This window comes from Marinilactibacillus piezotolerans, from assembly GCF_900114235.1.
Lineage (GTDB): Bacteria > Bacillota > Bacilli > Lactobacillales > Carnobacteriaceae_A > Marinilactibacillus > Marinilactibacillus piezotolerans.
On sequence record NZ_FOSJ01000021.1, the window covers coordinates 1 to 20137 of the forward strand.

At 35.1% G+C, this 20137-nt stretch carries 19 protein-coding genes; 14 read left to right on the forward strand and 5 right to left on the reverse strand.

Annotated features, from left to right (window positions below):
- Window positions 1-242 precede the first annotated feature (242 nt).
- The 3 genes from BM212_RS06525 to BM212_RS06535 all read left to right on the forward strand — a co-directional run bounded on the left by BM212_RS06525 (window position 243) and on the right by BM212_RS06535 (window position 3579).
- Entirely contained in the window at window positions 243-719 is a 477-nt protein-coding gene (locus tag BM212_RS06525) for an ATP-binding protein (protein ID WP_218149693.1), read from the forward strand.
- 114 nt (window positions 720-833) lie between these two features.
- A complete protein-coding gene (locus BM212_RS06530; RefSeq protein WP_091897441.1) occupies window positions 834-1604 on the forward strand; it encodes an ABC transporter ATP-binding protein in 771 nt (256 codons plus the stop codon).
- Entirely contained in the window at window positions 1594-3579 is a 1986-nt protein-coding gene (locus BM212_RS06535; protein WP_091897444.1) for an ABC transporter permease, read from the forward strand. Before BM212_RS06530 ends, BM212_RS06535 begins: the two co-directional genes overlap by 11 nt.
- A gap of 163 nt (window positions 3580-3742) precedes the next feature.
- Here BM212_RS06535 and BM212_RS06540 read toward each other — a convergent pair whose 3' ends face one another.
- Entirely contained in the window at window positions 3743-5368 is a 1626-nt protein-coding gene (locus BM212_RS06540; protein ID WP_091897447.1) for an ABC-F family ATP-binding cassette domain-containing protein, read from the reverse strand.
- 433 nt (window positions 5369-5801) lie between these two features.
- Here BM212_RS06540 and BM212_RS06545 point away from each other — a divergent pair, with 433 nt between their 5' ends.
- Together BM212_RS06545 and BM212_RS06550 are read left to right on the forward strand one after the other, a co-directional pair.
- Window positions 5802-6722 (forward strand): methyl-accepting chemotaxis protein, encoded by a 921-nt coding sequence (locus BM212_RS06545; RefSeq protein ID WP_091897450.1) that lies wholly within the window; start codon window positions 5802-5804, stop codon window positions 6720-6722.
- A 185-nt stretch (window positions 6723-6907) separates the two neighbouring features.
- Entirely contained in the window at window positions 6908-8278 is a 1371-nt protein-coding gene (locus BM212_RS06550; RefSeq protein WP_091897453.1) for an aldehyde dehydrogenase, read from the forward strand.
- Between the two features lie 51 nt (window positions 8279-8329).
- Here the strand turns inward: BM212_RS06550 and BM212_RS06555 are convergent, their stop codons facing one another.
- Together BM212_RS06555 and chrA are read right to left on the reverse strand one after the other, a co-directional pair.
- Entirely contained in the window at window positions 8330-8608 is a 279-nt protein-coding gene (locus BM212_RS06555) for a DUF983 domain-containing protein (RefSeq protein ID WP_091897456.1), read from the reverse strand.
- 51 nt (window positions 8609-8659) lie between these two features.
- Window positions 8660-9850: a chromate efflux transporter gene (gene chrA, locus BM212_RS06560; protein WP_091897459.1), complete on the reverse strand. Its 1191-nt coding sequence runs from the start codon at window positions 9848-9850 to the stop codon at window positions 8660-8662.
- 174 nt (window positions 9851-10024) lie between these two features.
- On the opposite strand from chrA, the gene BM212_RS06565 reads away from it, so the two are divergent.
- The 5 genes from BM212_RS06565 (at window position 10025) to BM212_RS06585 (ending at window position 15134) form a co-directional block, all read left to right on the forward strand.
- Window positions 10025-10354, forward strand: a complete 330-nt coding sequence (locus BM212_RS06565) for an ArsR/SmtB family transcription factor (RefSeq protein ID WP_087059108.1) — start codon at window positions 10025-10027, stop codon at window positions 10352-10354.
- A gap of 12 nt (window positions 10355-10366) precedes the next feature.
- Complete coding sequence (locus tag BM212_RS06570; RefSeq protein ID WP_091897462.1) at window positions 10367-12028, forward strand: FAD-dependent oxidoreductase; 1662 nt, start codon at window positions 10367-10369, stop codon at window positions 12026-12028.
- A gap of 161 nt (window positions 12029-12189) precedes the next feature.
- The gene (gene arsB, locus BM212_RS06575; protein ID WP_245750944.1) at window positions 12190-13206 is read left to right on the forward strand and encodes an ACR3 family arsenite efflux transporter; all 1017 of its coding nucleotides are present in this window, start codon (window positions 12190-12192) and stop codon (window positions 13204-13206) included.
- 139 nt (window positions 13207-13345) lie between these two features.
- Window positions 13346-14716, forward strand: a complete 1371-nt coding sequence (locus tag BM212_RS06580) for a flavocytochrome c (RefSeq protein ID WP_177206374.1) — start codon at window positions 13346-13348, stop codon at window positions 14714-14716.
- Between the two features lies 1 nt (window position 14717).
- A complete protein-coding gene (locus tag BM212_RS06585; protein ID WP_072693793.1) occupies window positions 14718-15134 on the forward strand; it encodes a GNAT family N-acetyltransferase in 417 nt (138 codons plus the stop codon).
- Window positions 15135-15209: 75 nt separating this feature from the next.
- On the opposite strand, the gene BM212_RS06590 is transcribed toward BM212_RS06585, so the two are convergent.
- Window positions 15210-15689 (reverse strand): GNAT family N-acetyltransferase, encoded by a 480-nt coding sequence (locus BM212_RS06590; RefSeq protein ID WP_072693794.1) that lies wholly within the window; start codon window positions 15687-15689, stop codon window positions 15210-15212.
- 687 nt (window positions 15690-16376) lie between these two features.
- Window positions 16377-17264 carry a helix-turn-helix domain-containing protein gene (locus tag BM212_RS06595; protein WP_072693795.1) on the reverse strand — a complete coding sequence of 296 codons (888 nt, stop codon included), beginning with the start codon at window positions 17262-17264 and terminating at the stop codon, window positions 16377-16379.
- Between the two features lie 110 nt (window positions 17265-17374).
- Here BM212_RS06595 and BM212_RS12915 point away from each other — a divergent pair, with 110 nt between their 5' ends.
- From BM212_RS12915 to BM212_RS06610, 4 genes are all read left to right on the forward strand, one after another.
- A complete protein-coding gene (locus tag BM212_RS12915; protein ID WP_281244385.1) occupies window positions 17375-17503 on the forward strand; it encodes a hypothetical protein in 129 nt (42 codons plus the stop codon).
- A gap of 241 nt (window positions 17504-17744) precedes the next feature.
- Complete coding sequence (gene rsmG / locus BM212_RS06600) at window positions 17745-18461, forward strand: 16S rRNA (guanine(527)-N(7))-methyltransferase RsmG (RefSeq protein WP_091897471.1); 717 nt, start codon at window positions 17745-17747, stop codon at window positions 18459-18461.
- Between the two features lie 25 nt (window positions 18462-18486).
- Complete coding sequence (locus BM212_RS06605) at window positions 18487-19251, forward strand: ParA family protein (RefSeq protein WP_072693797.1); 765 nt, start codon at window positions 18487-18489, stop codon at window positions 19249-19251.
- On the forward strand, window positions 19241-20122 hold the full coding sequence (locus BM212_RS06610) for a ParB/RepB/Spo0J family partition protein (protein WP_072693798.1): 882 nt from the start codon (window positions 19241-19243) through the stop codon (window positions 20120-20122). The genes BM212_RS06605 and BM212_RS06610 overlap by 11 nt, the downstream gene beginning before the upstream one ends.
- Window positions 20123-20137: the final 15 nt, after the last annotated feature.

The following is a 20137-nucleotide window of genomic DNA, read 5'->3' on the forward strand; positions in this document are numbered from 1 at the left end:
ACTTAAAGTAGCCGGGAAACTTGTCCAAACAGGTAGGCAAGTCTATCTTAAACTGTCTAGTTATCACGTTTATCATAAAGAATTCTATGCTGTCTTCGACCGCCTGAGGCGGTCCCATTCATGGGTATAAACTAAGCGGATACTATTTATTTAAGAGAAAAGTTCCAAGGGATAAGTGTGCCCAAAATTATACAAAAGTAATTTTTGGGCACTTACAAAAATGAAAAGAGTCTTTAAAAAGATTGTTTTGGGCAAAAGTTATCAAAATAAATAAAGCGAGAATGATTTTTTTAAGAGATTTACTTAAAATACAGAGTTATGAATTATTCAGGAATAAAATACAGGTAGTCTATCAACCATTAGAAAAGCAGTTTTTATCAGATCCTAATTGGCTGCAAGTATTGGTAGAGCAGATTTTATCCAATAGTTTGAAGTATACAAAGACCGGTAAAATTAGTATTTTTCTAGAAGATGGACATACATTAGTTATCGAAGACACTGGTGCCGGAATTCGCGAAGAAGACTTACCAAAAATTTTTGAAAAAGGATATACAGGGTTAAATGGCAGACTACATGAAAAATCTACGGGACTTGGTTTATTTCTATCGAAAAAAATCTGTAGCAGATTAGGTCATAGACTGCATATTGAGTCAGAATTAGGGTCAGGTACTAAGGTATACATTGACTTTAAACGTCCGGATTTTCAATTATTCGACTAACCTTACAAAGGAATCTTACATTTTTGTAAGGTTCCTTTTCGATATGTAAGATTGGATAAATGCTGAGTCATTAGCAAAGCGGTATCCTTAAGATACAAATAAGGAGTGAGTATAATGACATTTATGGAAGTAAATAATTTGAAAAAAGTTTACACACCACGTTTAGGATCAAAAGGTACAGAGGCATTGAGTAGTGTTAATTTCTCAGTAGATAAAGGCGAATTTGTTGCAATCATGGGAGAATCTGGTTCGGGAAAAACAACTTTGCTGAACATTCTTTCCACGCTGGATAATCCGACTGAAGGTGAAGTATATTTAGATGGCACACCGCTTTCTGAAATTAAAGATAAGTCTATTTCAAGATTTCGTAGAGAGCAACTAGGGTTTGTATTTCAAGATTTCAATCTATTAGATAACTTTACGATAAAAGATAATATCCTACTACCACTAGTACTTGCACGAACATCTGTAGATAATATGGAAAAGCGTATCCAGCCATTAGCTGAAAATCTAGGTATTGGGGCTTTGCTGGACCAATATCCTTACGAAGTTTCAGGTGGACAAAAACAAAGAGCAGCTGTTGCCCGAGCATTGATTACAGAGCCCAAAATTGTTTTAGCAGACGAACCTACAGGCGCATTGGATTCAAAATCTTCTCAAAGTTTATTAGAGTTGTTTGAATCTATTCATCAGGAAGGTCAAACGATTTTAATGGTCACTCATAGTGCTCAGGCTGCCAGTTATTCTAGCCGAGTATTGTTTATTAGAGATGGACGTGTTTATCATGAGATCTATCGTGGTGGACAATCAAATGAGAAATATACTGAAAAAATCACGCAAGCTCTTTTAGTGTCTTCAAGTAGAGGTGAGTACAATGAAGATTAGTTTTATTTCAAAGATGGCTTGGCAGAATATCAAGTCAAACCGTAAATTGTATATTCCTTACATGGTTGCTGCAGGCACTACAGTAGCGATGTTTATTATGATGTCAGCCCTCCTGACAAATAAGTTTGTTCAAGAACGGTCAGCCGTACTTACCTCTTTGTTTGGAATGGGAACAATTGTAATTGGGATATTTTCTTTAATCTTTATTTTTTACACAAATAGTTTTCTAATGAAGAGAAGAAAAAAAGAGCTAGGTCTCTACAGTATATTAGGACTGGAGAAAAAACATGTTAATACGATACTAGGAATGGAAACTGTTATAGCTGGTAGTATTAGTATAATTTCTGGGATCATTGTAGGTATATTGTTTGGTAAAATGAGCTTTTTAATTTTAAATTATGTATTAAATTTCCCGGTGGAGATTGAATATAGTATTGGCTGGAACACATTTGGACTGACGATTGCTTTGTTTATAGGAATCTTCTTTTTGACTATGCTTTTCAATATTACCCAAGTAACTTTTTCAAACCCTATACGTTTACTAAAAGGTGGAAAAGAAGGGGAAAAAGAACCGAAAAGTTCACCGATTCTTTTTGTGCTTGGTCTTCTATCATTAGGAGCAGGTTACTATATCTCTTTAACGATCGCGGATTCAATGAGTGCTTTGACCCAATTTTTTGTAGCAGTATTATTAGTTATCATTGGAACGTATCTCTTATTTACGGCAGGCTCTATCATCGTTTTAAAACTGTTGAAGAAAAATAAAAAATTATATTATAAACCAGGTCCTTTTATTTCAATTTCTGGAATGTTATACAGAATGAAACAGCATGCAGTAGGATTAGCAAATATTAGTATCCTTTCAGTAATGGTTATTATTGCTGTTTCTACTACAATTACTTTATTCTTGGGAACCGAAGAGACATTAAGTATTCGATTTCCTGCAGAGAATAAGTTAACTATGTCTCCCCCAGATATGTCAGGAGAAGAATTAGAACAGAATGCTGAAGTGCTTTATGATCGAGTGGAACAATATACAGAAGAACAAAACCTTCAAATTAAGGATGGTGTTAAATATCAATCTGTAAACTTATTTGGAAATTTAAAAGAAAATGTTTTCAATATAAGAGAGATAAGAGATGCTGATGGAACGATGCTATTATTATTTCCTTTAGAGGATTTTAATCAAATGAGTGCTGAGGAGTATAATTTAAAGGAAGGAGAAGCACTTATTTACAGTAATGAATCTTCTTTAAACTTAGATTCTTTTACAATTGCAGAGAAGGAATATAATGCTATTTCATTAAAAGAAGTTCCTAAGATGATCAAAGCTAATACCCAAATTGTAGATACTATTATAGCGGTTCTTCCTACAACTCAAGATATTGATGAAGTATTAAGTTATAACAATGAGCAACCTGGTAACACTAAAACCCAATGGCAGGCTGAGTACCACTGGAATACCACAGGATCAGAAGCAGTAAAAAAAGACTATGCAACTGAGATAAACGGAATTACACAAGCCGATGACCTGGAAGTGAGTGGTTTCTATGAATCTAGAGAAACAAGTCGTCAAGAATGGTACAGTATGAATGGCGGATTTTTATTTTTAGGTATTTTCTTAGGCGGGTTATTTACAATAGGTGCTTTACTCATCACCTATTTCAAACAAGTATCAGAAGGATACGATGATAGGGAAAGAATCCAAATCATGCAAAAAGTCGGATTAGATAAACAAACGACTAGACAAGCTACACACTCTCAAATTGTCTGGATGTTCACCTTACCAATTTTGACTGCTGCAATTCATACAGCATTTGCCTATCCGATTATCCATAAATTATTAATGATCTTTGGCATCATGCAGCATAAACTATTGATACTTTGTACCGTAGGAGTAGTGGTTGCATTTGCTTTAATTTACTGGATTATTTATAGAATTACTTCGAAAGTATATCTAAGTATAGTAGAATAAAAATAGAACAAACCATTTCAAGAACGTTTAGAATAAACGTTTTTGGGGTGGTTTTTGCTTTCAGGAATGATTATAACAGAATTGCATTATAATGTGTTGTATAAAATTAAAACAATTCAGACAAAAAAAGAGCCGAGTACTCAAGGTACTTGGCTCTGAGAGATTATGCGTATAAAGACTTGATTTGCTTTTGAACATCTTTATTTTCCAGAAATTCATCGTAAGTTGTTTCAGAGCGGTCAACCACTCCGTTTGGTGTAATTTCAATGATACGATTTGCTAATGTCTGGATAAACTGGTGGTCATGTGACCCAAAGAGAATGGCACCTTTGAAATCAATCAGACCGTTATTAAGGGCAGTAATAGACTCTAGATCCAAATGATTTGTAGGATCATCCATTACGAGTACGTTAGCTTTACTTAACATCATCTTAGAGAGCATGCAACGAACTTTTTCTCCTCCGGAAAGGACAGAAACTTGTTTCAGTACTTCTTCGCCTGAAAATAACATTCTTCCTAAAAAACTGCGCAGGAAAGTATTGTCGTTTTCTTCTTTCGAAGCATACTGACGTAACCAGTCTACAATTGTTGAGTCATTGTTTTCAAATTCATTACTTGTATCTTTAGGCAAGTAAGATTGAGAAGTTGTTACACCCCATTGGAAGGATCCGGTATCAGGTTCCATTTCACCCATGATAATTTTGAATAGGGTTGTAATGGCAACATCGTTCATACTGGTAAAAGCAACTTTATCATTTCTACCTAAATTAAATGATATTTTATCTAGAACTTTTTTACCATCAATCGTTTTTGAAAGATTTTCGACACGCAATAAATCATTTCCGATTTCACGTTCTGGTGTGAATCCAACAAATGGATAACGTCTAGAAGAAGGTTGGATATCATCTAAAGTAATTTTATCCAACATTTTCTTACGGGAAGTTGCTTGTTTGGATTTAGAAGCGTTCGCACTGAATCGAGCGATAAAGTCTTGTAGTTCTTTGATTTTTTCTTCTTTTTTACTATTAGAATCTGCCGCAAGTTTAGAAGCTAGTTGACTAGATTCTAACCAGAAGTCGTAATTTCCAACAAATAATTTTATTTTACCGAAATCAACATCCACCATATGTGTACATACTTTGTTTAAGAAGTGGCGGTCATGGGAAACAACGATAACAGTATTTTCAAAGTTGATCAGAAAATCTTCTAGCCAGCTGATTGATTGAGCATCCAAACCATTGGTAGGCTCATCTAGGAGTAATACATCCGGTTCACCAAATAGAGCTTGAGCAAGTAAAGTCTTAACGTGTTGTCCACCAGTTAGTTCGCTCATTTTCTGGTTATGCAAAGTTTCGGGAATACCTAGACCTTTTAAGAGAGTCATAGCTTCAGGTTCAGCTTCCCATCCATTTAATTCCGCAAATTCTCCTTCAAGTTCAGCGGCGCGGATCCCATCAGCATCAGAAAAGTCCGCTTTTGTATAAATCGCATCTTTTTCCTGCATGATCTCATAAAGGCGTTTATGCCCCATGATGACAGTATCGATAACCGTTTGATCTTCGTAGTCATAGTGGTTCTGCTTCAAAACAGCCATTCGTTTATCTGCTGGAAGAGAAACATTTCCAGAAGTAGGAGAAATTTCCCCAGATAGAATTTTTAAAAAGGTAGATTTACCGGCGCCATTTGCACCAATTACACCATAGCAATTGTCATTATTGAATTGTAGATTCACATCATCAAATAATTTTTGATCTGAAAAGTTTAAACTTACATCCGTTACAGTAATCATTAAAATATAGCCTCGTTTCTTTTTGATCTTTATCACAAGGCAATTAATGCCCATTAGGCTCTATTATACTTTATTTTGAAAATAATGCATTGTTTATGAGAAGGGAAAAAGAAAAAAATTGGTAAATTTAGAAACTGTCACAATTTATTCATTGCACACAATGTAATTTGTGTAAAAAAGCAGGTTTTTATATAAGAATAAGTAATATAGTCTAAAAAAATACAATGTTATGCTATAAATTTTATTAAAAAGTAGTCGATAAGTATAAGTGAAAGCGGATAAAAGGATATTTTTAAGATATTCCTAATTCGTATTAAGTGACATTTGTCTTTTTTGGTACTATAATAAGCTTGCTTTCAATCATTTACTTACTTCTGATTCTGAATCAGCAGAGGAAAGCAAAGGTGTTTTTAACAAAAGGAGACTGAGGAAGATGATGGAGAATGTAAAGGTTGAAAAAGATGGGTTACATGAAAAATTAATTATTGATGCTTTAGAACAGAACATTGCAATTATACGATTCGATATAAATAGAAGAGTCATTTATGTAAATGATAATTTTGCCAATGTACTCGGATATAATAAAGAGGAATTATATGGGAAAGAGCATAAGTTATTTTGTTTTCCTGATTTTTCAGAGAGCCCGGCTTATGAGGAATTATGGAGAAACTTATTGAGGGGTATGAGTTTTCAAGATAAGATCATTAGAAAAAATGCAAATTCTGAAATTGTCTGGCTTGAAGCAACATACTTTCCTATCTATGATGAAGCGCACAACGAAGTGATTGGCGTTGCAAAAGTAGCGACTGACATTACGGCAAGACAAAATGAAATCGAAAAAGTTACCGATGATCTAATGGAAATGTCTAAAAAGTTGACTGAGTCTTCTCAATTAGGGATTAAAAGAGGAAAGGACTTATTATCTGAAAGCCAAGAAATGAGCAATTTGTCTGCGGTAATTACTAACAACCTAAGTGAACTTCAAAAGAAAAATAGATCCATTCAAAATATTATAGAGACCATTCAAGATATTGCTTCAAATACTAATTTATTAGCAATTAATGCTTCGATAGAAGCAGCACATGCAGGAGATTATGGATTAGGGTTTGGTGTTATTGCACAGGAAGTTAAAAACTTATCTCAAAAAGTTTCTGAATCTGCCCAAACGATTGGAAAAGATATTCTAGCCGTCACTAACAACATCAATTTAGTTGTAGAGGGAAATGGACAATTGAAAGAGCGGATTGAGATGAGTGAAAAGGAAATAGAAGGTACGATAAAAGAATTTAACCAAATAGATTCTGAATCAAATAATTTACAAAAGCAAGCAAAAAAACTAGATACGATCATTTAATGTAGATAGATTAGAAAGATTGTTAATACTGATTAACTATAAGATGAAAATAATAAGGTATCCAGCTTTTTTGATAAAATAAAGCATGAGATGCCTTATTATTTTGAATATGTACAGCTTTTTCTATCGAAAGAATTTTTCTTATGTTACTTTAGGAGTGCGATTATTTGATTGGGAGGTATTTTATGGGGACTTATGACCAGCTACTAAAAAGACAACACGATTTTTACGAAACCGATAGTACAAAAAGTATAGAATTTCGGATACAAGCATTAAAAAATCTGGAATATTTATTAAAAGCAAATGAACAAAAGCTTATGAAAGCTATGAAAATAGACCTGAATAAATCTGCCTTTGAGTCTTATTCTTCTGAAATTGGGATTGTTTTACACGAAATCAGCTTTGTAATTAAGCATTTAAAGAAATGGAGTCGGCCAAAAAGGGTGAAAACGTCCCTAACGCATTTGGGATCAAAAGGGTATGTCCATTATGATCCTTATGGAACAACCTTGTTGATAGGACCGTGGAATTATCCTGTCCAGTTGACGTTGTCACCACTTATTGGGGCTATAGCAGCAGGCAATTGTGCAGTTGTTAAACCTTCTGAATTAGCACCGAATACTGCAGATGTATTAAGTCAATTGATTAGATCAGCCTTCCCGGAAGAATATATTACCGTAATCCAAGGTGATGCAGAAGTAACGCAAGAACTCTTAGCGCTAGATTTTGATTATATATTTTTTACTGGAAGTGTGCCGGTTGGAAAAATCGTGATGGAGGCAGCTGCAAAAAACTTGACTCCAGTAACATTGGAGCTTGGTGGAAAAAGTCCCGGCATTGTACATAAAGATGCTGATATCAAACTTGCAGCAAAAAGACTTGCTTGGGGGAAATTCATGAATGCAGGTCAAACGTGCGTTGCGCCAGACTATCTCTATGTACATAGAGAGGTTAAAGAGAAATTTAAAGAGGCGTTGATTGATGCCGTGAAGTCTCTTTATGGAGAATATCCGCTTAAGAATCAAGCATACACGCACATCGTGAATCAAAATCACTTTCACCGAATTGAACAGTATCTTACAGAAGGAACCATGGTCTATGGTGGGGACAAAGATTTGAACCAATTAGTCATTGAACCTACAATCCTAGAAGAGGTGGCTTGGGAAGATTCTGTCATGCAACAGGAGATATTCGGGCCAGTCTTACCTATTTTAGAATACGACGACTTGTCAGAGGTGATGGAGGGAATTGCTAGAAATCCTAATCCGCTTGCTCTTTATCTGTTTACCCAAGATCAGCAAGTGGAAAATCGGATTGTAGGATCGGTATCTTTTGGTGGAGGGTGCATTAACGACACTGTGTTTCATATTGTGACACCCTATTTACCATTTGGTGGGGTTGGAACAAGCGGTATGGGAAGCTATCATGGGAAAAGCAGTTTTGAGACATTCTCTCACCAGAAAAGTATCTTGAAACAAACGACTCTTTTTGATAATCCTTTCAGATATCCGAATGCTAAAAATGGGTTAAAGATACTCAAGTATATTATGAGATAGTATTATAGAAAGAGGTATTCCCCTAAATGGCGAATACCTCTTAGTTTATTTTCAATCTTTAAATCCCATAAGGATGCCTTTAGTATATTTAAGGGTTAAGTAACTGAAATAAACTTCTATTCCAAAAACAACTACATAAATGATCCACATATTAAGTTCTATAATAAAAGGTGTCAATAATAAGAATAGGATGACAGGGAAAGGAAAAATAACTAGTGCAAGAAATAGACGAACCTTCTTACTTCTTTTTTCATTTCTAAAAAAGCTTTGTCCTGACTCTGATATTACAAAAACGATAAAATTAAAGACCAGTTCAAACAGATCTGCCAATTTAAATCCCATCCCTTTAGTGATAGTAGAAATCTTCATAGAAGAATTATATTATAAAAGCCAACCAATTAAAATAATGATTAAAACAATGATTGGAGCAGGGATTTTTCTACTGGATAACAAAAGTACAGTGACTGCAGTAATGAGGAGGTTATCCCAAGAGAGACCACTTTGCTGAGTTAATAAGACTGCAGCGATCGCAATCAAACCACCCGCTACAGCAGCTACTCCTCTTAAAGCAATTTTAAATCCTTTAATATGTTTAATTTTCTCCCACATCGGGTAAACAAAATAGATAAGCAATAGGCCCGGAAGAAAGATGCCGATTCCTCCAGCTATAGCCCCAATGGTCTGATATAAGGCTGAACCTGAACGTGCAGCCATCCCCCCTGCATAAGCACTAAAGCTGAACATGGGACCAGGGATACCTTGAACCAGTCCGTAACCAGTTAAAAATTCATTACTGCTCATAAGCTGATTGACTTCGACTAATTCACCATACATCACGGGAATAACCACTTGACCACCACCAAAAACGAGATAACCATAACGATAGAACCGCTCGAATAGCTGAATCAGCTCATTATCAAAAAAGACTGCTAGTAACAAAGAACCAAAAGTGAAAAATAGAAATAATCCAAGATAAGGATAGGGTGGATTTAATTTAACATGGTTCCATAGATCTTTCTCCTTTGTTGAAAGAATACTAATAAGTCCACCGGCTATTAAAACAGCTGGGAAAATCCAGGGGTCACGGATAAAGTAAGTTATGCCTGCTCCAAAAAATAATAAGAATAAAGTAAGAGGGTCTTTGACAACTTTTTTCCCGATACGATAGGAAGCAACAATGATGAAACCAACTGCCATAGGGCCTATATATCTTAATATATCCGTAGAAATTTCCTGATCATTTAGAAACTGATACAGAAAAGAAAGAACGGTCATGATTACTAATGCAGGCAGGGCCCAGACAAGCATAGTTAGAAAAGCTAACCAAGGACCGCCGGTTTTGTGACCTATTGCAACGATTGTCTGCGTACTGCTCGGACCCGGTAAAAAACTGCATAAAGCAATTAATTCGACTAACTCTTCTTCTGAGAGATAGTGCTTTTTAGTCACTAATTGGTCTGTGAATACACTGTAGTGAGCTTCAGGGCCCCCGAAAGCCCCCAGCGAACAGGTGAAAATATCCATTAAGAAAGATTTCCATTTTCTGACTGGAAGGGTCCGATTTTCAGTCATTATTTCACTCCATAATCATAAGAATTTATAGTTATATATTAAAGATACAATAAAATTCTATTGACTACTATAGAAAATTTAAACTTTACAATATTTACAATTCTCTGGTTGCCCCTCTTAGCAAGTATTGATATACTTGCTTCATCAAAATAAATTGATTAAGGAGTTTAGTGAATGAGTCAAACTAAAAATGTTTTGATCGATGCACCTGAAATCTCCAATTATGCGAAACAATTTAAAGCATTATCAGATCCTATTCGATTGACCATTCTGCATTTATTAGCTTTGAATGGCAAATCTTGTGTATGTGACCTGGAAGAGGTTCTGGATCTCCATCAATCTAAACTTTCGTATCATTTGAAGATATTACTGAATGCTAAACTGATCAAAAAAGAAGTTTCTAAAACTTGGAGTTACTATTGGGTAGAAGAAGAAAAAATTAATGAGTTGCTATCTGATCAATTTTGCTACTTTTTAAAATCAGAAGACGATAACTGCTGTTAAAAGGAGGATATTATGAAAATTGTTGTGATTGGATCGGTCGCTGCTGGAACATCTGTAGCTGCTAAGGCACGTCGAAATGATGAAACAGTCGAAATTGTAGTGTATGAAGAAAACCTGGATATTTCTTATTCTGTGTGTGGAATGCCTTACTATTTAGGTGGAGAAGTAGAATCGATTGAAGAATTGATTCCTAGAAATCCTAAATGGTTTAAAGATCGCTTCGAAATTGATATCCATACAAATCATCACGTAACCGCTATTCATCCACTCGTCAAAGAAATTGAAGTCTATGATAAAAATTCAGAAAATGGATTTAGAGAAACTTATGATAAATTAGTGTTGGCGACAGGATCTTATTCTTTAACACCTCCGCCATTCAACTTAAACACTTACGAAAATGTTTTTCACGTTAAATCGATGGACAATACGAAAGCTATTGATCAATATATGCATAATCAGGAAATCAAAAAGGTAGCAATAGTTGGTTCTGGTTTTATTGGATTAGAAATGGCTGAACAGTTTAAACAAAAAGGCTTAGAAGTATCAATTGTTGAGTTGGCAGATCAAATCTTCCCTAAAATTGATGCAGATATGTCTTATCATTTGAAAGAAAAATTGAAAGAAAATAATGTCAAACTACACCTCGCAGACAAAGTAGAGTCGATTACAGGAGATAGAAAAGCGGAGCAGCTCCACACAAACGCAGGAGAAGATATTCCAGTAGATCTAGTTATCTTGGCAATTGGCGTTAGACCGAATGTTTTTTTAGCGAAAGATGCTGGTATAGCGTTGGGTGATACTGGAGCAATCAAAGTTAATGAACATATGCAGACTTCAGAAGAAGATGTCTATGCTGTCGGAGATGTCGCTGAAAGTTTTAATTTGATCACTAAGCAGCCTTCCTATATTCCATTAGGTTCTACAGCCAATAAAATGGGAAGAATTGCAGGAGATCATCTTACTGGAGGATCTTTATCCTTTAAAGGAATATTAGGTACAGGAATTTTCCGTTTATTTGATTTAACAGTTGGTTTTACAGGGTTATCTTATAGAGAAGCACAACAGTCCGGATTTGATCCGGTTGTGATCCACAACATTAAACCAGCTCATGCAACCTATGTGGGTGGTAAGAATCTACTAATCAAAGCTGTTGCAGATCGAGAAACAGGAAGAGTATTAGGTGCGCAAATTATCGGACCTGAAGGGGTAGATAAACGAATAGATGTGTTAGCCACTGCCATCACATTTGGTGCGAAATCGGAAGATTTATTCCATTTAGATTTAGCTTATGCACCACCCTTTAGCACAACAAAAGATCCGGTATTATATACGGGAATGGTTCTAGAAAATGCCCGCACTGGTCAGCCAGTCATTACACCAGAAGAGTTAGTAGAATTACAAGAGAATCAGAAAGTGATTCAAGTCGTAGATGTTAGATCAAAATCGGCTTATGCAAAAAATCATGTTAAAGAGGCTGTCCATATTCCGATGCCGGACTTACGTAAAAGAGCAGCGGAATTAGATAAAGATAAGCTCACGGTTGTTTACTGCAATAAAGGTGTAACGAGCAATACTGCCCAGAACCTCCTTTTGAATATTGGTTTCAAGCAAGTTTATGTATTATCTGGAGGCAATACCAACTATCAGTATTATATAAAAAGCAAAGAAAATTAATGTGTAATAAGTTGTTCTTTTAAACCATGTTTAGTTGTAATAGTAGACATGGTTTGAAAGAACAAATTTTAGAGTAATAAATCAAAAATATTTGATGAATGATGTAAAGTGGAGGATAAGAATGGAAAAAGAAAGTAAGCAGCAAGCAGCAATTAGTATTTATCGAAAGATATCTAACGGTCTGGGTCTTACTATGTATGGCAATAGGAGTTATGATTGGACAATTCATCCCCTGGATTCCAGATGTTTTAAGCCGTTTTGAATATTATCAAGTCTCTATTCCAACCGCTATCTTGATTTGGATCATGATTTTCCCTATGATGCTTAAAATTGATTTTTCGAGTATAGTAGATGCAACTAAAAAGCCTAAAGGATTATTTTTGACAACAACTATCAACTGGGCTGTTAAACCCTTTACGATGTTTTTGATTGCCTCATTTTTCTTTTTGTTTGTCTTCAATGGATTTATTGAAGAGGGGTTAGCACGAGAGTACATTGCAGGAGCTGTTCTTTTAGGTGCAGCACCATGTACGGCAATGGTGTTTGTATGGAGCAAGCTGACAAACGGGGATCCAGCTTACACATTAGTTCAAGTTTCAATCAATGATATTATTATATTGGTCTTGTTTGCCCCAATTGTTGCATTGCTACTAGGCGTTGGTAATGTTGTCGTACCATGGAATACTTTGATACTGTCAACAATATTATTCGTTGTCGTTCCTTTAGTGCTTGGAATAGCAGTAAGAAAGTTAGTAGTCAGTAAAAAAGGAGAAACTTACTTTGAAAAAGCCTTTATAAGTAAGTTTGATCGAGTAACGATGATTGGATTATTGCTTACTTTGATTATAATCTTTTCTTTTCAAGGAGAACGCATTGTACAAAATCCCATTCATATCTTATTGATATCAATTCCACTTATTTTACAGACGTTTATCATTTTTGGTGTGACTTATTTTGGAGCTTATGCATGTAAACTACCTTATAACATCGCTGCTCCATCTGCGATGATTGGAGCAAGTAACTTCTTTGAATTATCTGTAGCTGTTGCTATCTCGTTGTTTGGCTTAAATTCAGGAGCTACGTTAGCCACTGTGGTAGGCGTGCTAGTAGAAGTTCCTGTTATGTTATTACTGGTTAAAATAGCCAACCGTACACAAAAGTGGTTTAATTTTAAATAATAAAATTTTCAGTCCAGAAAAACCAGGTGTAATCACCTGGTTTTTTGCGTTGTACAATATTTAAAGAAAAGCTACAATATAAATAGAACTTTTTTCACAATAAGTCAATCATACATATAAACCAAAGGAGCGATTGCTGGTGCAGGTAATTCTAAAAGATAAAGTAGATGTTGTTGTGGTAGGGGCAGGAGGAGCAGGAATGGCTGCTGCTATTTCTACAAAGTTATCTGGAGCAAATGTTGTTTTGGTTGAACAGCTTAATGAGATCAAGGGTAATACAATCAAATCTTCCGCGGGAATGAATGCTTCAGAATCAAAATTTCAATGTAAGCAAGGTATTATAGATTCTAATGAGTGCTTTTTTCAGGAAACATATAAAGGCGGAAACCAGACAAATGATAAAGAGTTACTACGATATTTCGTAAATCATTCAGCAGATGCGATTGATTGGCTGGATGGATTAGGCATCACTTTATCGGATTTGACCAAGACCGGTGGGATGAGTGTGAATAGAACACACCGCCCAGCAGATGGATCAGCTATTGGTCAATATCTAGTGTCTGGATTATTGAAAAAGATAAAAGAATTGAATATTCCAATCCTATTCCAATCAAAGGCAGAAAAATTACTAGTAAAGAATAGCAAAATAGTTGGAGTACAAATAGAAGATAATTTGAAGGAAAAGAAAAAAATATTAGCAGATTGTGTTATCGTAACTACTGGAGGATTTGGTGCTAACAAGGTATTATTACAGAAGTACGCACCGCAGCTTGATGGAATCATTACAACTAATCATCCAGGAACCCAAGGATCAGGTATTCAAATGATTCAAGCGATCGGGGGAGCTGTTCGTGATTTGAATCAGGTACAAATTCATCCAACAGTTCATCAAGAAATAGGGATTTTAGTAACTGAAGCTTTGCGAGGAGAAGGTGCACTACTTGTCAATAAATGGGGCAACAGGTTTGTTGAAGAATTAGATCGACGAGACGTTGTATCAGATGCGATTTTAAAGTTGGAAGAACCCTATGCTTACTTAATATTTAACAATAAAATCAGAAAACGAGTACTCGCTGTCTCCTTTTATGAATATAAGAAAATGGTTTATTCAAAAGATTCTATTGAAGCATTAGCTCAATATTTGAAAATGACGGAAATTAATTTAAAGCAGTCAGTTAAAAAGTGGAATGATAACAATGTAAGTCAAAGTGTAAGAGATGAATCCATTGAATCCTCTATGGATGGTGGGCCATATTTTGCGATTAAAATCGCACCGGGGATTCATCATACGATGGGTGGAGTAAAAATCAATATCCATGCAGAAGTGTTAAATAAAAACGGAGAAAGCATTAAGGGACTTTACGCAGCTGGGGAAACCGTTGGCGGATTACATGGACAGAATCGAATTGGCGGCAATGCTATTGCTGAAACGATTGTCTTTGGGAGGACCGCTGGGGAGTGTGCAGCCCATTATGTGAATATGAAAATAACTGGACAAAGGAGAGAGTAAAATGAACATTGTTTATAAAGAGACAAAGGAAATTGATGTAAGTAAAATAAGAGAGTTATACTTAGATGTAAAATGGACTGCCTATATTGAAGATGAAACGATTATACAATCCATCATCCCTAATGCGCTACACGTTATATCAGCTTGGGTAGGAGAAGAGCTGATCGGACTCGTTAGAGCAGTGGGGGATGGCGTCTACATCTTATATATTCAAGACCTTTTAGTGAAAGAAGCCTATCAAGGTAAAGGAATCGGCAGCAAACTATTGCAGAAAATGATTAATGATCATAAACATATTCCGCAAAAAGTCTTAATGACAGAAAATCAGGAAAAAACAGTTCATTTTTATGAAAAGAACGGATTTATGAAAGCGGACGGAGGAAATGCGGGAATAGCTTTTGTTCAGTACCGTTACTAACCCGTTATTGAATATAATATCAAAATAAAAAAAGGACATCTTTTGGGAAAGATGTCCTTTACTAATTGGTTGAAGTTATTTAGAAACGTTTACTGATTTTAGGCTTTGCGCCTCTACCTGCTGCTGATTTCTATAAAGCATATCGTAATGCGCAATATCGTCTTCGTAATAAATATCTGAAATAAGTTCGAAACCGAAAGACTCATAAAAGTCTTTCAAATAAGCTTCTGCTTGGATTTGAACTTCTCTTTTAGGATAGCGAACGGTTATATAATTTAAGGCCACTTGCATTAATTCTCTTCCATGACCTACATTTCTGCAGTGTTCGGGAACAAGTACACGACCGATTCGTACCTTTCCATCTTGTAAATAAACACGGCAATACGCATGTACTGTATCTTTACACCGTTTTACTAGGTGTGTGGCACGTAGATCAATATCATCTACTTCCTGATAGGCAGCAGCTTGCTCTACTACAAATACTTTTGTTCTTTCTTTTAAAATTAAATGAAGATCTTTTGCGCTCAATTCTTCTAACTGTTTATATTGCCACATACGAGTTGAATACCCCTCCCGGACATTGATTTTTAAATTAGATGAAATGTCCTTGAATATTGAAAAAGTTGTGATGAATAAATGAATTTTCTGTGTAGATAATTCTTGATTCACTTCAGTATACATAAAATAAAAAAATACTCAACCGGTCATGAAAATTTAATGCAAAAATATAGACTTCCTCTATAAAGAAAGCGCTATCTTTGTTATAGTTTTTTACTATTAATTCATTAAATTATATATACATCATTTTCAGCTTAACTTTTTAAAGAAATTCTTCTATGGCAAATGGAGAAAATAGATATTTACAAAAATAATAAAGGAATTATAGAGACTACAGAAAATAAATCAAAAAAGAGATTTTAGAACACAAAAATAAGTCCGCACTTTTTCAAGTAAGGACTTATAATTGGGGTTGTTCATATAAAGTTGAGAGGCAATATATGAACTACGGTAGAGGTCTATTGTTTTGCTACGGATCGATTCAGTCGGCTTTAGCAAGGAGAAAATAGATAGGAGTTAAGCCTTGATCTCGTAACTTGAACACAGTATACTACAAACTTTTTCCAAACTCGGAAAATAGTCATATAATGGTATAGAACATATAAAAAAGGGAACAAACTGTTCGGTTTAATTCTGTTTTGCCTCCACCCCCCTAGATAATCAGTCGATAAAAAGAGGGGGAACTTAATTTATGAATGAATGTATTTCTTCTTTAAGTAAATTTTTCAGTTCGTATTCCTCAATGATATCTAGAATATTTAATCCCTTACTAATCCATTCTTCTCCTTTTTCATCACCGGATTTAATCAGGGATACACCTTTTCTAGCATAACAAACAGCTAGCATATCATGTTTTTTTAATTCCTTGGTATAAGGAATTAAGTTTTCAAGAGCGGTTAGTGCCTTATCGTAATTTTTACTATCCATAAATAGATAAACTAGATTGAATTTCAAGTTATACCTTAATTTTGCACTAGTGTTGAATCCTTCGTATTTTTTTAGTTGATCGATTGCTCGGCTGGAAATATAGATTGCAGTATCTGCATTGAAAAAAAACATAATATTATTGACTAAATAGATTTCAGTCAATCTCCATTCATCAAACGCTTCAATCCTATCCCAGACTGGCTGAACATACTTTCTTGCAAGTTTGATATCATGTGTTCTTCCAAAAACAATTAGCGATTCATAAATAGATTGAATATCTTTTACGACGGTATCTTCAAATTCAGTTAAGTAATCATCCGCTTCTTTTTTTAGTTTTTCCAATTCATCAGGGACATTATATTTTTGATTTACAAACGAATAAAGAATTTTACCTTTTCTGGAATAAGTATATTTTTCTTGTATAAATAAAAATTCTTCCACAGTCATTTCTAAACGATCCAATATAGCAAAGAGTTTGGAAGCAGCAGGTTCCGCTTCTTCTCTTTCTATTTTTGAATAAGTTGATTGTCTAAGGATACCTTGTGCAACATACTTTTGGGTATATCCTTTTGATTCTCGTATTTTTCGAAGTAGTTTTCCGGGTAAATGATTGAGAGATAGTTTCTTACCATCAAAATTATTCATAAATATCCTCTTTTATCAATTAGCGTTTAAGAAAATTATACATTTTATGGCTGAATTTTGCTATAATAATGATAGAATATAATTGCTTTTTAAGAAAGGAGCTGCTTTAGTTGAAAAAGAAAATTGCTTTAATCACATTGGCGTTGATGTTTGCAGTACAAGTGTCTTCAACACCAGCTGCTTATGCAGGAGATTATTCGACTACAGGTATCTGGCTGATTGGGACTGGCCCAACCTAGTCATATATGTATAATAGAAAAAACCATTTAGCATGATTATGCTAAATGGTTTTTTTCTATTAATTTCGTAAGCTTGTAGAAGAGGAATCTTATTTGAGAAATAGTCTTATATTTTTTATTAATTTCATGAAACAATTGCTCATAAAGCATTGTATTTATAGGTGATTTAGTATAAAGTGAAGAGAGTGACTTTGTGAAACAAAAGCTGTTTCACGAGTTGAAATAAAAGGAGTTTTTGGTTATGAATCCAGAGGAATTTAAAGCCGAGTTAGAACGTCTTGGTCTACCGATTACTGACGATAAGATGACTCAATATAAACTTTATTTAGAATTACTACAAGAATGGAATCAAAAAATTAATTTAACTGCAATAACTGAACGAGAAGAAGTTTACTTGAAACACTTTTACGATTCTTTAACTGCAGGGTTATATGTAGATTTTAGTAAAGGGGTCCACAGCTTATGCGATGTAGGCTCAGGTGCTGGTTTTCCCAGTATCCCCCTGAAAATACTTTACCCTGAACTTGAGGTTACAATTGTTGATTCACTGAAAAAAAGAATCGGTTTTTTAGAAATTATTGTTGATAAGCTTAATCTATCCGGTGTCACGCTTTGTCATGATAGGGCAGAGACGTTTGGACAGAACAAGTTGTATAGAGCAACCTATGATTTCGTAACTGCTAGAGCGGTAGCGCGAATGAGTGTGCTGGCTGAATTATGCTTGCCCCTTTTGAAAAAAGATGGCGTCTTTATTGCTATGAAAGCTGCGCACGCACCTGAAGAAATGAAAGCTGCCAATAAAGCAATTACTACTTTAGGCGGTAAATTCAGAAAAGACTTTTCTTTTGAATTGCCTAAAGGAGCAGGAGAAAGACACATTATTCTGATTGATAAAAAGAAAGAAACACCCAATAAGTATCCAAGAAAACCAGGAACACCAAATAAACAACCTATATAATATATAAAGAATCGGGAGGATTCACATGGCTCAGATCATTGCCGTTGCGAACCAAAAAGGTGGTGTAGGTAAAACGACTACAACCGTTAATTTGGGAGCATCACTTGCATATGCAGGGAAAAGAATATTGTTGATAGATATGGATGCTCAAGGGAATGCTACAAGTGGATTAGGCATTCGTAAAGGTGAAGTGGATAAAGACATTTATGATGTATTGATCAACGAAGTACCATTGGAAGACGTCATTTTACCAACAAGCAGAGAAAACTTGTCAATTGTACCCGCGACTATACAATTAGCAGGAGCCGAAGTAGAATTGACAAGTCTGATGGCGAGAGAAACTAGATTGAAAAGTGCGATCGAGACACTGGACGATATTTATGATTACGTTTTTATAGATTGTCCACCTTCACTAGGTCATTTGACGATCAATGCGTTTACTGCCAGTGATTCAGTCTTGATTCCGGTACAATGTGAATATTATGCATTAGAAGGATTAAGCCAGCTGCTCAATACTGTTCGATTAGTCCAGAAACATTTCAACAAAGAACTGAAAGTAGAAGGCGTTTTATTGACGATGCTCGATGCTAGAACCAATCTAGGTTTTGAAGTTGTTAATGAAGTAAAAAAATACTTCCGTGAAAAAGTTTATACGACCATTATTCCCAGAAATATTCGTTTGTCAGAAGCGCCGAGTTATGGCTTGTCGATCATTGATTACGATCTGCGCTCAAAAGGTGCAGAGGTTTACCAAGAGTTAGCGAAGGAAGTGATGCTGAATGGTAAATAAAAAGAAAGGCTTAGGGCGAGGCATTGATGCGTTGTTTGATGTGCCTGATTTTGAAAATGAAGTTAGTGGGGACGATGAACGTGTAGAATTGATCTCTCTTGAAGAGATACGTCCCAATCCTTATCAGCCAAGAAGACATTTTGACGAAAGTGCACTGAATGAATTGGCAAAATCAATCAGCGTATCTGGGGTATTGCAGCCAATTATATTGCGCCAGTCTTCAGTCAAAGGGTACGAAATTATAGCTGGAGAACGTCGCTTTAGAGCGTCTAAAATTGCTGAAAAAGAAACAATCCCAGCAATCATAAGAGAATTGAATGAAGAAGTCATGATGCAGGTTGCTATTTTAGAAAACTTACAGCGTGAAGACTTAACTTCGCTAGAAGAAGCAGAAGCTTATAATATGATGATGGAAAAACTTTCCATGACTCAAGAAAAGGTTGCAGAAAAACTAGGGAAAAGTCGTTCTTATATTGCAAACCACTTACGACTACTAACTTTGCCCACAGAAGTTAAAAATCTGCTCCAAGAAAATAAACTTTCAAACGGTCAGGCTAGAACACTACTTGGTCTAAAAGATAAGAAAAAACTGACTAAATTTGCTAGACGGACGGTAAAAGAAGGACTAACTGTAAGGCAGTTAGAACATCTAGTCGCAGAAGCAAATCAGAAGCCGAAAATAGAAAAGAAAAAGCAAGTTGATGCAGATAAATCAATTTATATCCGTCGCTCTGAAGAGCTGTTAACAGATAAATTTGGAACAAGTGTTGTGATTCGAGAAAAAGGTAAAAAAGGAAAAATCGAAATCGAATACGTTTCTCAAGATGATTTGAATCGTATTTTAGAAGATTTGGATATCGAATTTGAATAAAAGTAGGGAGTGAGG

Bases quoted from the DNA above. Each gene is read 5' to 3' on its own strand.
- BM212_RS06530 (WP_091897441.1), top strand. From the start codon at position 834: ATGACATTTATGGAAGTAAATAATTTGAAAAAAGTTTACACACCACGT.
- BM212_RS06535 (WP_091897444.1), top strand. From the start codon at position 1,594: ATGAAGATTAGTTTTATTTCAAAGATGGCTTGGCAGAATATCAAGTCA.
- BM212_RS06540 (WP_091897447.1), bottom strand. From the start codon at position 5,368: ATGATTACTGTAACGGATGTAAGTTTAAACTTTTCAGATCAAAAATTA.
- BM212_RS06545 (WP_091897450.1), top strand. From the start codon at position 5,802: ATGATGGAGAATGTAAAGGTTGAAAAAGATGGGTTACATGAAAAATTA.
- BM212_RS06550 (WP_091897453.1), top strand. From the start codon at position 6,908: ATGGGGACTTATGACCAGCTACTAAAAAGACAACACGATTTTTACGAA.
- chrA (WP_091897459.1), bottom strand. From the start codon at position 9,850: ATGACTGAAAATCGGACCCTTCCAGTCAGAAAATGGAAATCTTTCTTA.
- BM212_RS06565 (WP_087059108.1), top strand. From the start codon at position 10,025: ATGAGTCAAACTAAAAATGTTTTGATCGATGCACCTGAAATCTCCAAT.
- BM212_RS06570 (WP_091897462.1), top strand. From the start codon at position 10,367: ATGAAAATTGTTGTGATTGGATCGGTCGCTGCTGGAACATCTGTAGCT.
- BM212_RS06585 (WP_072693793.1), top strand. From the start codon at position 14,718: ATGAACATTGTTTATAAAGAGACAAAGGAAATTGATGTAAGTAAAATA.
- BM212_RS06590 (WP_072693794.1), bottom strand. From the start codon at position 15,689: ATGTGGCAATATAAACAGTTAGAAGAATTGAGCGCAAAAGATCTTCAT.
- BM212_RS06595 (WP_072693795.1), bottom strand. From the start codon at position 17,264: ATGAATAATTTTGATGGTAAGAAACTATCTCTCAATCATTTACCCGGA.
- rsmG (WP_091897471.1), top strand. From the start codon at position 17,745: ATGAATCCAGAGGAATTTAAAGCCGAGTTAGAACGTCTTGGTCTACCG.
- BM212_RS06605 (WP_072693797.1), top strand. From the start codon at position 18,487: ATGGCTCAGATCATTGCCGTTGCGAACCAAAAAGGTGGTGTAGGTAAA.
- BM212_RS06610 (WP_072693798.1), top strand. From the start codon at position 19,241: ATGGTAAATAAAAAGAAAGGCTTAGGGCGAGGCATTGATGCGTTGTTT.